At 46.3% G+C, this 14826-nt stretch carries 10 protein-coding genes; 7 read left to right on the plus strand and 3 right to left on the minus strand.

Annotated elements, in window-relative coordinates; all coding sequences use genetic code 11:
* Positions 1–121 precede the first annotated feature (121 nt).
* From J0895_RS22460 to J0895_RS22475, 4 genes are all read left to right on the plus strand, one after another.
* Positions 122–1051 carry a ribonuclease D gene (locus tag J0895_RS22460; RefSeq protein WP_207090220.1) on the plus strand — a complete coding sequence of 310 codons (930 nt, stop codon included), beginning with the start codon at positions 122–124 and terminating at the stop codon, positions 1049–1051.
* Between the two features lie 143 nt (positions 1052–1194).
* The gene (locus J0895_RS22465; RefSeq protein WP_207090221.1) at positions 1195–1620 is read left to right on the plus strand and encodes an HHL1-like protein; all 426 of its coding nucleotides are present in this window, start codon (positions 1195–1197) and stop codon (positions 1618–1620) included.
* Positions 1621–1816: 196 nt separating this feature from the next.
* Positions 1817–3301, plus strand: coding sequence for an AAA family ATPase (locus J0895_RS22470; RefSeq protein WP_207090222.1), 1485 nt, complete (start codon positions 1817–1819; stop codon positions 3299–3301).
* Positions 3298–4092, plus strand: coding sequence for a hypothetical protein (locus J0895_RS22475; protein ID WP_207090223.1), 795 nt, complete (start codon positions 3298–3300; stop codon positions 4090–4092). Before J0895_RS22470 ends, J0895_RS22475 begins: the two co-directional genes overlap by 4 nt.
* Before the next feature lie 58 nt (positions 4093–4150).
* Here the strand turns inward: J0895_RS22475 and J0895_RS22480 are convergent, their stop codons facing one another.
* From J0895_RS22480 to J0895_RS22490, 3 genes are all read right to left on the minus strand, one after another.
* Positions 4151–6202 carry an AAA family ATPase gene (locus J0895_RS22480; RefSeq protein WP_207090224.1) on the minus strand — a complete coding sequence of 684 codons (2052 nt, stop codon included), beginning with the start codon at positions 6200–6202 and terminating at the stop codon, positions 4151–4153.
* A gap of 91 nt (positions 6203–6293) precedes the next feature.
* A complete protein-coding gene (locus J0895_RS22485; protein ID WP_207090225.1) occupies positions 6294–8417 on the minus strand; it encodes an ATP-binding protein in 2124 nt (707 codons plus the stop codon).
* An 89-nt stretch (positions 8418–8506) separates the two neighbouring features.
* The gene (locus J0895_RS22490; protein ID WP_207090226.1) at positions 8507–9364 is read right to left on the minus strand and encodes a hypothetical protein; all 858 of its coding nucleotides are present in this window, start codon (positions 9362–9364) and stop codon (positions 8507–8509) included.
* Positions 9365–9626: 262 nt separating this feature from the next.
* Between J0895_RS22490 and J0895_RS22495 the strand changes: the two genes are divergently transcribed.
* The 3 genes from J0895_RS22495 (at position 9627) to J0895_RS22505 (ending at position 14663) form a co-directional block, all read left to right on the plus strand.
* A complete protein-coding gene (locus tag J0895_RS22495; RefSeq protein WP_207090227.1) occupies positions 9627–10430 on the plus strand; it encodes an SDR family NAD(P)-dependent oxidoreductase in 804 nt (267 codons plus the stop codon).
* Positions 10431–10873: 443 nt separating this feature from the next.
* Positions 10874–12121 (plus strand): glycosyltransferase family 4 protein, encoded by a 1248-nt coding sequence (locus J0895_RS22500; protein ID WP_207090228.1) that lies wholly within the window; start codon positions 10874–10876, stop codon positions 12119–12121.
* A 79-nt stretch (positions 12122–12200) separates the two neighbouring features.
* Complete coding sequence (locus J0895_RS22505; protein WP_207090229.1) at positions 12201–14663, plus strand: hypothetical protein; 2463 nt, start codon at positions 12201–12203, stop codon at positions 14661–14663.
* The last annotated feature ends 163 nt before the right edge of the window (positions 14664–14826 follow it).

Genomic DNA, 14826 nt, shown 5'->3' on the forward strand with positions numbered 1-14826 from the left:
AAAGATAGCTTAGATCCGCTTGGGCACTCTTTCTAAGAAGGGTTGCCCTTCACTCGGGGTTAAATTCCCGGTAACCTGGACATTTAACCTCAATAAAGAATAATCACCGGGAGTAAAGACGATGCCCTATTTAACGGACCCAACGGATATTAAAGATGCGATCGCCACCTGTACCCAAGTCAAACGTCTCTGGGTGGATACAGAAGTGGCGGATTATAAAACCAAAAACCCCCGACTTTCTCTGATTCAGATTTTGCCAGAATTCCCCGGGGATTTCCCCAATTCTCTGGAACTGTTCATGAACCGAGTTTATCTTTTAGATGTTCTCGATCGCCCGGAATTAACCCGAGAGTTTATCAACGCTATCATGAGTGAACCGGCTATTGAAAAGGTGTTTCACAATGCCAGTTATGATCTCAGGTTTTTAGGAAAATACCAGGCCAAAAATGTCACTTGTACGTTAGCTTTGGTGAAAAGATTGCCGTTGTTTATGGTGGAAACCTCCAATTTTCAACTAAAAACTTTAGCTTGTGAATTGTGCGGTTTACCCCGTCCCGATAGTTCTGAGCAACAAAGTGACTGGGGAATCCGCCCCCTAAGTGAGAATCAAATTCGATATGCCACCCTCGACCCGATTTATTTAGCTTATGTGCATCGGCGTCTGATGGAGATTGAAGGGATGACTCAGCGCGATCCGGCAACGGATAACGTCAAGGTCCTGGCGGCAGAATATCTACGATTAAAGCAGGAAGTGGCGTTACTGGAGTCGGAATTGAGTTATGTAGAACATCGCCTCAAATCGGCGATGCAAGCTCAACGGATTTCACAAATGCATCGGGTTAAATTTTCTAGTTATGCGCGATCGACGTATAAAACGCCGTTTTCAGAATTGGCGAAACTGGTGCAGGAGGAACAGCTTGATTTTGATTTTGTGCTGACTCTGACGAAGGATATGCGGGCTCAGTTAGATGCCGTCAGCGATCGCCTTCCGATGTCCGTTGAAACTTCCGAAACCCTCCAGTTAAAGGTCATTAAACCGGAGGATGAGTAACCGATGTGAGCAACCCAGAGGGACCCTATCCGGGGCAAGGGTGGGGTCCCTCTGAACGAAGCCATCTAAAATCCTGAAAGGGGATTGCAGAATTCTGAGAAATACTGTAAACTTTTGTAAATAGCACCCAGGAGGAAGGCAAAGTGACGACACAACAGGGATTTGGGAAAGTGCAACCGCGCAAGAAAACCGGCAAAGGCACGGCAAAGCGGGAGGAGGCAGCACAGAAGTATGAGAAAATGAAAAAAGGGGAAATGCCCGAATTTCATATTTTTATGCGGATGCAGGGGAAAAAGAACTGGTTTCCGGTGGGTTCGTTGATGGTGAATCGAAGCAGTCAGATTAATCAAGCGATTTTTGACACCGAGGAAGAGTTGCGAGAAGGCGGATTTCGATTGTTTCCCATTCTGCGAAAAAATCAACAAAATTTGGAGTATGGGTATCGCTTAAAAGGCAAGGAATATGCAGAAGATCCCATCGAATTAGCCGTCTGTCCTCCATCCAAACAGCCGAATTTTATCCAAGGTGCGATCGCCAAGTTGAAAGAGAGTTTTTCGGGTTCTAAGTAAAGGGCGATCGGTGAATTGAAAAGAGTTACAGTTAATGAGTACCGGGTGCGCGACAATCAGCGTAACGCACCCTTTCCATTAAGCGGGTAGCGCCTGGTTATTGTTAAGAAATATTAAGATATTGTTCGAGTTTCCCCTAGAATCCGGTAAGATATAAAACGATTCCGTAAGGCACCGGATTATCCGGGTAAAAACCTTGAGTTTCCATCCAGACCTTTGCCGAAACGAGAGCGAAGTCGAGAGCAAACTAATCGTCAGTTACTTGTTGCCAGCATTAGGCTATACCCCCGACAGTTGGCATCAAGAAGTTGCCTTTAGTAGCATTCGGTTAGATTTCTTAGCCTTCGCCATCCAAGCCGTTCCCTTCGTCCTCGATGCCAATTCTCCCCTGAGTGTCGTAATGGAGGCCAAAAGTCCCAAACAAAATCTAGACAAACACCTGAGAAAGTTTAAGCGCTATTTAACGAAACTACAGGTTAAATATGGAGTCCTCACGAATGGCAAGGAAATGCGGATTTATGAACGAGTGGGGGAGGAAATTGAGTTAGCCTTTCAGTGTTTGGGACAAGAAATTGAGGCAAACATTGAAGAAATAAATGCCTTAATTGGGAAAGAGAGCAGTAACCATAGACAAACCCTAGATTCACCGGATACAGACTCTAATCTCCCTCAAATTAGGGACGAGTCAATTTCTGAACAAGCATCGGAAACAATCCCTTTTTCCATCCCATTTCCAGAGGAACTATTTCCTCCGACTCCACCCCTTCCCGAACCCGTTGTTGAGCAAATTTCTAATAATAAGAGGAAATCTACATTGAAAGTAATTGCTGTTTATCATAACAAAGGCGGCGTCGGAAAAACGACGGTTGCAGTCAACTTAGCTGCCGCCCTCAGAAAAAAGGGAAAAAAAGTCCTATTAATTGATATAGATGCTCAATCTAATTCAACTTTTGCCACAGGATTACTTAAATTCATATTTGAAGAAGATGACAATTTAAGAGAGAATAATGTTTATCATCTTTTGGAATCTGGCGACTTTTCTTTTGTATCAGATGTTGCTCGAAAATCTGATTATTTTAATAATCCAGAAATTGATGTAATTCCTTCTCATATTACCCTCATTGAAGGGCAGTATAAATTGAATCAAATCGGCGCAAGTAAAACTCGGTTGGTTACCAAGTTAAGCCGAGTAGAAAAAGAATATGATTTTGTAATTATAGATACCCCGCCCTCGCGGGATTTATATGCAGAAGTAGCATTGATTGCTGCGGATCATCTGATTATTCCGTCTGATTTGAAACCTTTTGCTAACCAAGGGTTACCCAGTGTTACGCAGTTTATCAGCCAAGTGAATGAATTTCGAGAGATGATTGGAAAAGGACCCCTTAATCTTTTAGGCGTCTTACCTTCTAAAATTGCAACCAACGCGAAATTTTTGCAATATACTTTCCCCAAACAAAAGAGTGTAATTCCGGGTCGATATGGCCTGCCCTTAATGGATACAATTATTTACGAAAGAACCATTCTTTCTCAATGCACTAATCATACCAATACCAGCCCGCTGGGGGAAGAAATACCAGAACCCAAATCAATATTAGAGTATGATCCCGATTCTTTATCATCGGGAGAATTTGAAGCCTTAGCGATGGAAGTTTTAACAAAAACAGGAATAAACCGATGATTTCTTTTTCCCTAGTAGATGTTAAAAGTATCAATTCAACCGTATCTCGTTCCACTTTATCTGAAACAGTGTTGAATAGTCTTTCCGACCTAATTTTAGAGTGTGAAGGACTTTTAAAACCTGTAGTTTTAAAAAGAACGGGACCCGAAAGCTATACCGTAGTTGATGGACATTTAGAATACTACGCTGCTGTTAGAGCAAAAGAAAAAAATCCTCGTAAAGGGGAAATGGTTAATGCTTTTGTGATTTCACCAAAACATGAAGAAATCATACTCAAGCAAACTGAGTTATTGAAGAGTTTTGCAGAATCTAATACAAATCAAGGTGTTCAAAATTCACCGGCTCAAGTACCCATTGAATCTAATCAGCAAGATGTTAAAGATTTATCCGTTCAGACGCCAATTCAATCGGATGTAGAAGCCAGATTCATTAATATTGAAGTTCGGCTGGAAACCCGACTCAATGAATTAAAAGCTGAGTATTCTCAGAATCTCCAAAGAATGGAAGAGACGTTAAGTCAAAAGTTAGAGGAAAGGTTAAAAGATATTGAAAACCGGAACCCCAAACCTGCTCCATTACTAGAATCTCTGAATAACTTAGAGTTGCCTTCACCCCAACTGGATTCGCAGTTGAAAAATGCTGGAGTCAAGCAAAATATCATCAAGAATATAGAGGATGAGCGAAATAAAACACCCTTTGAACCCTTCATCAATTTTGAAGATGTGGTTACCAGAATTAAGGGATTGGGTGATAAAACAATGATTAAACTGATTGATGGTTGGCAAAGGTAAGAATATCCTGACTCTGTAATTTTTTAGAAGAGTGGCAGTTTCAAACCTGCCACTCTGTCTATTTTCTAACCTTGTTGCCAAAGGCTTCTAACACACAAACTAACTGGGCTGATTCGGGGATTTTTTCATCTAAAATAAACAGCTTATTTTCTGTGCAAAGCTGAAAGATTAACTCTTTAACTTGATACTCTTGGACATCGGTAAATTGGTCTAAGGTATTTTGAATCAAGACGGTTTGGCCCATGATTTGCTGGGTACGAACTAAGGCGAGTAAATACTCTTTGGCTTTCTTTAAGGCTTTACTGCGATCGCCTGCGGGTCCAAGTTGTTTCGGTTTATTATCGCTGACTCCTATAATGCGGGTATATCCAGCAAATACGCCCAAGGTTTGTAATACCGGACATTCTTCTAAAATTTGAGCTTGGCGAATCATTTCTTGTAATTCTTTTAAGTTCGGGGTGAGACTTCCCACGACTAATTCACCAGCACAAGCGGCGTTGACTAAGCTATGATAAGTGACTAAATAATGGACCGATACCATATCCGGCAAAATGTGGCGATGGGGATGTCCGGTAAAAATTTGGGAGTAAAGTTTATTCCCCAGGTTTTTGCGCGTTCCTAAGCGTTCACCGCGAATTAAATAGAGGGTTTTGCAGCGTTGCATCGTCAGGGCTTTTTCGCAGGCTTTCATGATATGATAAAAGCTGACTAGATTGGGGTCTTCTGTCCAAACAATCCCTATTCTTCCCAGTTGCGCTGGCAGATGATAGCTGAGGGAATAACTGGCGTAGGTTGGACTGGGTAAGAGTTTTTGTTGAATGCCACTCACATTTAAGGCTTCAAGGGCTTCTCGCACCATTTGCATCAGTTCTGGGGCAGAAAATTGACGCAGGCGGGTGATTTTATCCTGGGTTTTATTAAATTCTTTCACCCAGACGAGGTGAAAGGCGGCAGTTACTTCGTTTATTGAAGGTGAGATGACCGATTCGGTCCTAGTTCCTGGCTGTTGTTTGGCCTCTTGAAACAGTTGTCTTCCCAGGAGGAGTGCAAACCGAGGCAAGGTTTTCCCCCCGGGAAATTTGGCCGCTAAATCTGGTTCGGTGATGGGATAGATGGGGGATAGGGGGAGAGTTTCGGCTAATTGGTGTAAGGAATACAATCCCATGGCTAACAATCCGGCAGCTTGATTGAGGTCGATCGCACTCAGGCGGATTTTTGTATCAATTCGGGCTAAATCTGCCGGTTGAATCCGTTTATAGTTTTGCTGCCAGGTATTGGTGATAATACTAATAATAATAACAAAGTTTTTGAGTTTTTGGTTGTGAATAATGGAATTAACATTAAATAACGCCTGTAAATTAATTAATCCATCTATCCCTCGGTCAATATTATCTAAGTTATCAAAACATAAGACAATCGGCTGAGTTGCGGAGGCAATTTTTCCAAAATTTGATAAAATTTGCTGGGCGGCATTTTCTGTATCAATGGACCGTTTAACCCGCAACAGTTTTAAACTGGATTCATCTAAATCATCCCCTTTCAGCCACTCACAAGCGAGGGGATATAATTTAGGATTGGTTAAGTCATAGAGAACGCCAAAGAACTCATTGGCGTTATAGATTCCGGCAGGATAGGTTCCTTTTAATTTATGGATAAACAGTTGTCGTTCTCCGAATACCCGTTTCATCAGCGTTCTATCTTGAAAGGCGGCTAATTCTTTTAGCCAGAGTAACAGTTGGGATTCGGTTTGACCCTGGGGAACATACATCAAACTATCGACGGTATTGCGGAGGGTATGCCGCCAAATAAATTCGCTTTCAGGCCAAGGTCCAATATAGGCAAAAAATGCTTGGGAATTGAGGGTACTTTTAATCCGTCCTAATAGATAACTTTTTCCGGAACCGGAATCTCCCGAGAGGAGAATTGTGCGGGTTCGATGGTCTTGGGTGACGGTATGGACGACGGAGGTAATTTCCGTTAAGACTTCTTGATGAATGGAATCGACGGTAAAGGCCGAATTTTGGTCTTCTTGCCAAAAATTCCCGGGTCTAAAGGTGGTGGAATCAAAGGGATTAACGGATTCTTGAATAATGCGGTCAATAGATGCCACGGCGGACTCCTCAGTGAGAGAATACAGGTTGTAATAGGGGTGCAATTCCGTCCAGAGGCGATCGCAATTCTCTAGGCGATCGCAATTGGAGTTATCGCGAAGAGTTGACCAAATAGACTAACTGATCTTCTAGTTTGGCATCAGGATTGAGAATGGCAACTTCCGGATGATTTTCGCAAAGATGTTCAATTAAATGATGAACTTGGGATTCGTTAATATGGGAAAATTGCAAAATCGCTTCTTGAGATAACCGTTGACGGGCCATACATTGTTGATTGATAGCCCGATTTAACAGAAAATCCTCCACAGGTTGCCACAATTCCCGAGTTGCTTCGCCAATGGGGAGACTGGGAACCAGTTCTAATTCTTGCAACAGGGGACAGTATTGCAAAATTTTGGATTCCCGAATCAGGGTTTGCAATTCGGTTAAATTTGGGGTAGCATCGCCGACAATTAAATCTCCGCCACAGGCATCATTGACTAAGCTGTGATAGGTAACCAAATAATGAACCGAGAGTAAGTCTGGTTTGAGATGATGATGACGAGATTTCCGGTAAATATCGGTATATATTTTGTATCCGGTATTGTTAGGATTGCCGATACTTTCTTCGCGGATTAGGTGCAAACTGTGGCATTGTTTCGCGGCGATCGCCTCTTGGCAGACTTTCATAAAATTGCAAAACTTCGTCAAATTGGCATCTTCACTCCATGCCACCCCAACGGTTTCTGAAGTTCCCGGGAATTGATAACTGAGGGAATAACTACTATAAGTCCGACTATCCAAGAGGCGAAGCTTAACATCTGGGACGGATAATGCTTCTAATGCTTCCCCTAACATGGCGATTAATTCCGGGGAAGAGAACTGTCGGATCCGGGAAATTCTCTCCTGAGTTTGCGTAAATTTCCGCAACCATAACAACTTGAAAGCTGCCAGCAAATCTGCTTTGGGTTCAGCGGTTGGAGGTAAACTTTTGACCCCGGGAACATTGGTCGCCGGTTCGGAGGAATGGGAGGGTTGTGAATCCAAAACCTGGGTATATTCTACCTCAATATATTCCAGGCGATCGCGCATTAATTCTAACTTGTGGTCCTGCAATAACTGTCGTCCCAACATCAGGACATTTCTGGGACGAGTTTTCCCCCCAGGAAACTTATCCTCCAACTTTTCTCGGGTGAGGGGATACAAATTAGACGGGGGTTGGGTGGCGGATTGACGATGCAAAATGGACAAGCGACTCGCCCAAATTGCCTCCCCTTGATAGAGACTAATTTGTTTGAGTTGAACAATCGCATCGAGTCGGTCCCTATCCGTTGCTTGGATGCGAAAGGCATTTTGTTTCCAAGTATCGGTAATGATGCTAATCATTACTAGAAAATTCTTTAATTTTTGGTTATGAATCACTGAATTTACCCCAAATAAACTGGGCAAATCAATGGACCAATCGGCTAATCGGGCAATATTATCTAATTGGTCAAAACATAAGACAATTGGCAGAGTTTCAGCAGAAATTCGGCCAAAATTTGCTAGAATTTTTTGGGCGGCATCTTCGCTATCGATGGAATGTTGCACCCGGAGGAGTTTGAGACTTTCTTCGTCTAAATCATCGCCGCGTAACCACTCGCAGGCAATGCTAGAAAATTTAGGATTGGTTAAGTCATAGAGGACGCCGAAGAACTCATTGGCATTATAGATTCCTGTGGGATAGTTATCTCTGAGATTGCGGATAAAAACCTGGCGATCGCCGCGAATCATATCCATGAGACTGCGATGTTCAAATTCCGATAATCCTTTTAACCACAAAATTAATTGAGAATCTTGTTCTCCCTCGGGAACTTCCAGCAAACTATCCACCGTGTAGCGGAGAATATGCCGCCAAATATAGTCACTGGCGGTAAAGGGTTCGATATAAACAAAAAAGGCTTTACGATTGAGAATCCGCTTGATTCGGCCTAATAAATAGGACTTACCGGACCCTGTTTCTCCTTCTAATAAAACGGTCCGAGTGCGATGGTCCTCTGCCACCTGATTGAGTAAGGTTTCGATTTGGCCGATCGCCTCTTGGTGAATCGAATCAACCGTAAACACCGGATTTTGTTTTTCCTGCCAAAAATTGCCGGACCAAAAGGTTTCCGCATCAAAAGGATTCGGTTCTCGCTGAATGATTTGTTCGAGTGTTGCCATCAGAGTACCTTTGGGTAAGTTGTCATTGGTCATTGGTCATTGGTCATTGGTCGTTGGTCATTGGTCGTTGGTGATTAGTGGGCGGTTTGTCCTTTGTTATCTTTGATTACCTATCCCTAAATTTATTCAGTAACAATAATAAAAAACAAGGGACCGCCGATATCTTGGGGAATTCCCAACTCGATTTGGTCTGGACTGTAAGACATTGCCTCTTGTAAAGAACTTAACTCAATGCGATCGGTGCGTTGTAAGCGATAAAGAGTGCGATCAAACTCTTCCCGGGAGAGGGGAGGTTGTAACTTTTGCCTCAGATGAAAAATCGGCAAATAGTTATCGGTTGATAATTCCCGATCTAACTTCTGAATGAGATGCACAATCTCATCATCGGATAACGGTTTAGATTTAATCACCTCCAATGATGGCAAAGGAGTTGTTGTTGCGGGGGATGAATTGGGAGGAAAAGAGTCTTCAGGCGATCGCAAAGATTTCCGCAAGAAGCGCAAATAATTCGTCAGCATATCCAAACTAACGACAGGTAACGTTCCACTGGGATTGTACTCTTCCCGGAGGTATTCCTGTCCTCGGGCTGTTAACCAGACCTCGGTAATTTGGATTTTTTCCGCCTTAATTAACCCTTTTTCTGCTAACCCTTGAATAACAGATTGCCGGGTTGCCGCCTCTAGCTTTGTTTGTGCCGGAGTGATGGTAGACTCAGCACAAGCAGTCAGGATAGCCACTTCTGCCTCGGCGATCGGCAAGCGGGTTGGATCGAGTTGCAGCAAAGATTTGCCTGCCGGAGAAATCGAAAATGTCAAAATCTCCTCGGCATATCCGACTAACTGGCGATCGGCGAGTGTACGACAGATGCCATCGCGTTCCGTCGCCTTAGTTTTCGGATTCGGTTTAATCTGTGTGATGGCGGCCCGATAATCGGGAAACCCTAGTAAATCTAGCAGAAACTTGAGCTCCTGCACTTCCATGTGCTCCCCCTAACTGGATTGGCAACGACAATAAGGACAAAACCTCTTATAACAGTTTAAATTGCAGGGAGACCTAGACGACTGCGAGAATTGTGTTGGCGATCGCCCCCGGGGGGACATGGCCCTCTGGAACCCTGAATGGAGATGGGGTAAATTGGGGAGACGGGGGAAATGTTTGTACTAGCGACAAGTGTCGTTATCCTCTCCCATCATCCATTATCCCTCTGCTTACCCTTGACAAACAACCAATGACAAACAACCAATGACAAACAACCAAAATATGGGTAGAGTTGCGGGAAAAGCGGCCTGGGTGACAGGTGGGGGTTCGGGAATTGGGCGGGCAACAGCGATCGCCTTGGCAGCAGAAGGTGCAAGGGTTGCCGTGACCGATATTGATGGAGAAAAAGCCCATAAAACTGCTGTAGAAATGCGAAAAAAAGGATATTCAACCCTGTCGTTTCAACTGGATGTTACCGATGAAAATCAGTGGCAAAAAGGGATAGAGTTGGTATTAACTGAATGGGGTCAACTGGATATTTTAGTGAATAATGCAGGAATCTCAGTTGCCCAATCTATTACTGACATGAACTTAGCCCAATGGCGGCAAGTGATGTCCGTGAATTTAGATGGTGTATTTTTGGGGACAAAATATGGGATAATCGGCATGAAGCGAGGCAAGGGTGGCAGCATTATTAATGTTTCCTCGGCCTCTGGATTTAAAGCCGCCCCCGGTGCCTCAGCCTATTCTACCAGCAAAGCCGGAGTGCGTTTATTTTCCAAATGTGCCGCATTAGAAGCTGCTCAAACTGAGCCCCGGATTCGGGTGAATACCGTGCTACCCGGTGGCGTGATGACACCGATGTGGTCGAGTATGGAAGGGTGGGAAATCTGGAAAGAACAAGCGGGAACAGAAGCGGAATTATGGAATAAATTAGCTGAAAATACCCCTTTGAAACGGTTTGCAAAACCCGAAGAAATTGCTTTAGCTATTCTATATTTAGCCTCGGATGAATCCCAATTTGTAACCGGAGCAGAATTAGTAATTGATGGAGGATTCACTGCGTAATCCGCATTTAAAACTGCCAATTTTGTAGAGAAATAGAGAAATGGAAATAAATTTATTGGCTTAGTTCAGTTGGAGAGGATTCGATATAAGGGATAAGAAACCGGTTTTTCCTCCTGGATTTGTTGGGGATTGCTATAGGTTTTGTCAAGAAACCTGGTGGTCTTCCCCTTGAAGTACCCCCGGAGTAGGATAAGGAGGCTTAATCAGTGGAATAATTCTGGAAGAGTCTTTTTAGGGAGAATATTCAGGGTGATTCGGGACATCTCCCAACCGGAATGATTTAGACTCGATAGAGCAAACCAATGGGTTTGATGCCGATGCAGTTCCATGACCGGCAGAGAGCGCCCGATTGGAGAAGAAACCAGATCAAAGGAGGATCGAGAATAACCCATGTTATCGTTTGATTATTATAGTAGTTTACCGGATTAAGGGTTGATGATTGTATGAAAATTTTAATGATATCTTGCACCTTTCCCTATCCACCCACACTGGGGGGAACCCATGTGAGGACCTTTAACTTAATGAAATATCTGAGTCAGCACCATCATGTCAGTTTAGTGACCCAGCGATCGCCCTCCGTCACCGATGCGGAAGTAGAACGGTTACGGGACTGGGTGCAAGATGTGGTGATTTTCCCTCCTCCGGGTGCAGGTGTAGGACAAGGCAGCTTAGGAAAAGTGAAGCGCTTCGCCAAATTTCTAACTCAAGGAACACCGCCTAACGTCCTGTCACGGTACTCGGCAAAAATGCAGCATTGGGTGGATGATTATGTAGAATCGGTGATGGCTAAAGGGGAGAACTCAGAATTTGCGATCACCTGCGAGCATAGTGTTAACGAGATTTATGTCCGTCCCGAGTGGTCCGAGGCGATCGCCAGTGTCGTAGATATCCACAGTTCCGTGTACGGGACCTGTCGGCAACTCTTAGAAACCAACACCTCAGAAAATACCCTACGCGATCGCCTGCAATTGCCCCTTTTGCAGAAGTATGAACAACGCTACTGTTCTAAATTCTCTGGGATTATCGTCACCACCGAAGATGACCAACAGCAAATCAAAGACTTAAATCCCGATGCCAACATTTCCGTCATCCCCAATGGCGTGGATTTAGAGATGTTTCCCGTTCGCGATGTCGATCCCGGGGGACATCGCCTCGTCTTTGTGGGGGCGATGGATATTTTAGCCAATATTGATGCCGTCAGATTTTTAGCCTTAGAGGTCTTTCCCTTAGTCCGCTTGCGGTATCCCGATGCCACCCTAGCCCTAGTGGGGTCCCGACCCGTACCCCAAGTCCAGGAACTGGCAAACCAGTCCGGAGTGACCGTCACAGGTCAGGTCCCTTCGATCGCCGAATATTTGCACCAAGCGACGGTTTGCGTGATTCCGATGCGAACCGGATATGGAATTAAAAATAAAACCCTAGAGGCAATGGCCGCTGGAACCCCCGTGGTTGCCAGCGATCGCGGATTAGAAGGATTAACAGTAGAGGGACCCAACGTCCCCTTACGCGCATTACGGGCCAACGAAGTCACCGCGTATGTGGCTGAAATCGGGCGTTTATTTGAAGACCGCCGTCTGCGAGACCAATTATCCGTGAATGCCCGACGACTCGTGGAACAGGACTATACCTGGGACGTGGCCGGAAGTCGCTACTCCAGCTTATTAAGCGAGTTATCCGCCCGTAAATCCTGATAGGATAGCAACACATTCAATTCAGATTGGGTCGATCCAGCGTCCTAGAAACCTATCCCCCTTACCTTTGATATCTCGGATGAACAACCCTATTCGCAAGCGAGCACCTCTGAGTCCGGCCACTGCGAACCGGCCATCGCGCAAACCAGTGCCTGCATCGCCTGCTGGGAAATCGCGAACGCGACCCTCTCGCGATCGGGTGTCGCCGCCTCGGAAAACGCCCCCAGTCTCTCGAACCCGGAAGGGCGATCGCCCGCCTGATCCCAAACCTGGCAATGGATTGAGTGCGATCGCCGCCATCACCGGCAGTACCACCTTATTCTTTTGCGGCGCATGGTTAAGCATTCGCCTGATTGTTGATCCCGCCTCCATCAACTGGGTACAACCCTGGTTACCTGCCGCCTCCCAAGTCCCGATCGCCAACAAAGAAGCCCCCCAAACCCTCCAGGCAATCACCGACCAAATTCGAGAAACCGGACTCATTCCTGCATCCACCCTCTCTCTCGATTCCCCACCCCAAACCTCAAACCCGACCCCCTCCAAAGCCCAACAGCAACTGCTGATGCCGGTGATGACGGAAATCCCCTGTTCCGGGACTCCAGAAGCCAATGCCTCCGGTTGTCAAGCCCTTGCCGAACTCCGGGTTTATCGCCCCGTCTTTAATCCCGACAATCCCAGTGACCCCCAGCCTTACTATCAACTCCTCAACAAGCTAGAAGTCACCGGACCCGACCAATCCGCCCTCGTTCCCACCTTAACCGACAGCGAAGCCGCCACCTTCAGCGTCGGCCCTCAACCCCTGACCCGCTTAGACCCGTTTGAAAACGCCCCAGAACTGGGAAATTGGTTTAACTTACACAGCGATCGCAGCGTCGGCAACCGCAAAATCGCCTACGGGAAAATCATTCACTACAACCCCGAAACCTTTCACCTCAGCGAAATGGCCGACTGGGTGAGTCCCGAAGGTCATCTCCCCGAATGGCAGGAAATCAGCGGAGGCGAGGACCCGGAACTGGTCATCGATCGCACCATCGGCATGGAACCCCAGTTCCAAACCTATCAAATCAAACCCGTCCAATTTTTCCTCAACCCCATCCGCCTAGAGGAAATCTCCCTCGTCGAACCCGTCCTCACTTCCCGCGCCTACCGAGATGCCCTCCTCCTAGCCAGAAGTGGCTTATGGTCTGCCTCCTGGGAATTAATGGCCTCCCTCAAACAAGACAGTTCCGGTTCAAGCTGGCCCCAATCCGCCCAAGCCCAACTGGATGTGCTCCGGTATCATGCCCAAATTACCCAAACCCAAGCCAACGCCACCGGGATGGAAGCCCCCCAGCACATCCTCACCGCCTTGATCGATGGCAACTGGAAAAAAGCCCTTGAGGTGTATGAGTTACAGCTTAAACTCGGGGATGATATGGGAAGCTTACTTACCGATGAAAAAGTTGCCTTGTGGAATCGCATCGAAACCGCAGTCCAAGTCAATCCCGGCCAATCCGATGCCAAAGCATGGGGGGCATTGGTCTTAGCCGCCCGCTACAATGACAGCGAAGCCGTTGCCTGGTTGGAAGAACAAACCCAAAACACTGCCCAACTGCGCGATCGCATTTATAATTTGCTCGATGCCCGCGCTAATGCCAGTACCTACGCCGCAAAACTCAAAACCCATAAAAGTCAAATCATCGGGACCGCCTCCATGCTGTCCCAAGTCAATCCCCAAGACTGGATTCGCCCCCAAGGCAGCCAACCCTTAGAACTGCAATCGGGACAAGTCTGGTATCAAGTCCAGGTGAGTGGGTTTAACGACTCTCGTCGCTGGCGACAGACCCCCTTCAACGATATTAATCTCCCCAAATCCGCCCTAGGAAATCATCTGTGGAAAGAGTTGGGATTACACAACGACCCTCAGATTCAAATCGGTGTCTGGATGCCCAATGGCGAGCAAAAAACCACCCTAGGGACCGTCAAGGGATTGCGGTTAGTCGAGGGAAACTTACTCCTGCTGACCACAAGCGATGCCATTCCCACCCCAGAAATTGGTTCAGGCGTGTCTAAACCCTTGAGTTTGACGGCAGGGGCCCTTTCATGGCGATCGCCCACACCCCAAACCCTCAAACAATTGCAACGGGATGATCCTGAATGGGTGGAGATGCTACTTCCTTCCTTGTGGCAGGAGTTGCAAACCGCTGGACAAGTCCCCCAGGGCGCAGTTCCCTCCCAGGAACATATCCTCACCCAACTGGGCGGATGGTTCGTCCAATCCACGGACCTCACCGGCAACAACTGGCCCGACGCCGTGATTACCCTGCGAAACGATGTCTTAGTGCGATCGCCCGGATTCTCCAATTCCGCCTACCGAACCCGCACTTTAATTTTTGATGACCAAGGGGCGCTGATTTACAGTGAACTCTCCACCGCTGACACTCAAGCGATCACCGGCATTGCCGATCTACCCAATGGCGGACTCCCCGTCTTAGTAGTAGAAGCGACCAATGGGTACAACTTGCAGCGTTGGTCCAGCGATCGGCAGCGGTTTGAGTTTTAACCCACCCATTCCAGTCTTGCAAAAGTAGGTTTTTTAAGCTCATGGTGATTTGCCTTAGATTAACTCCTCCTCCGGTCCCCTCCCCTTAGCAAGGTCCGGGTTAGGGTGGGGTCCTAGTGAGGTAGCGATCGCCACCTCACGCACTCACGGGAGGCGATCGCAC

Origin of the sequence: Phormidium pseudopriestleyi FRX01 (genome assembly GCF_017313335.1) — a bacterium.
In the GTDB taxonomy this organism is placed as follows: Bacteria; Cyanobacteriota; Cyanobacteriia; order Cyanobacteriales; family Laspinemataceae; genus Laspinema; species Laspinema pseudopriestleyi.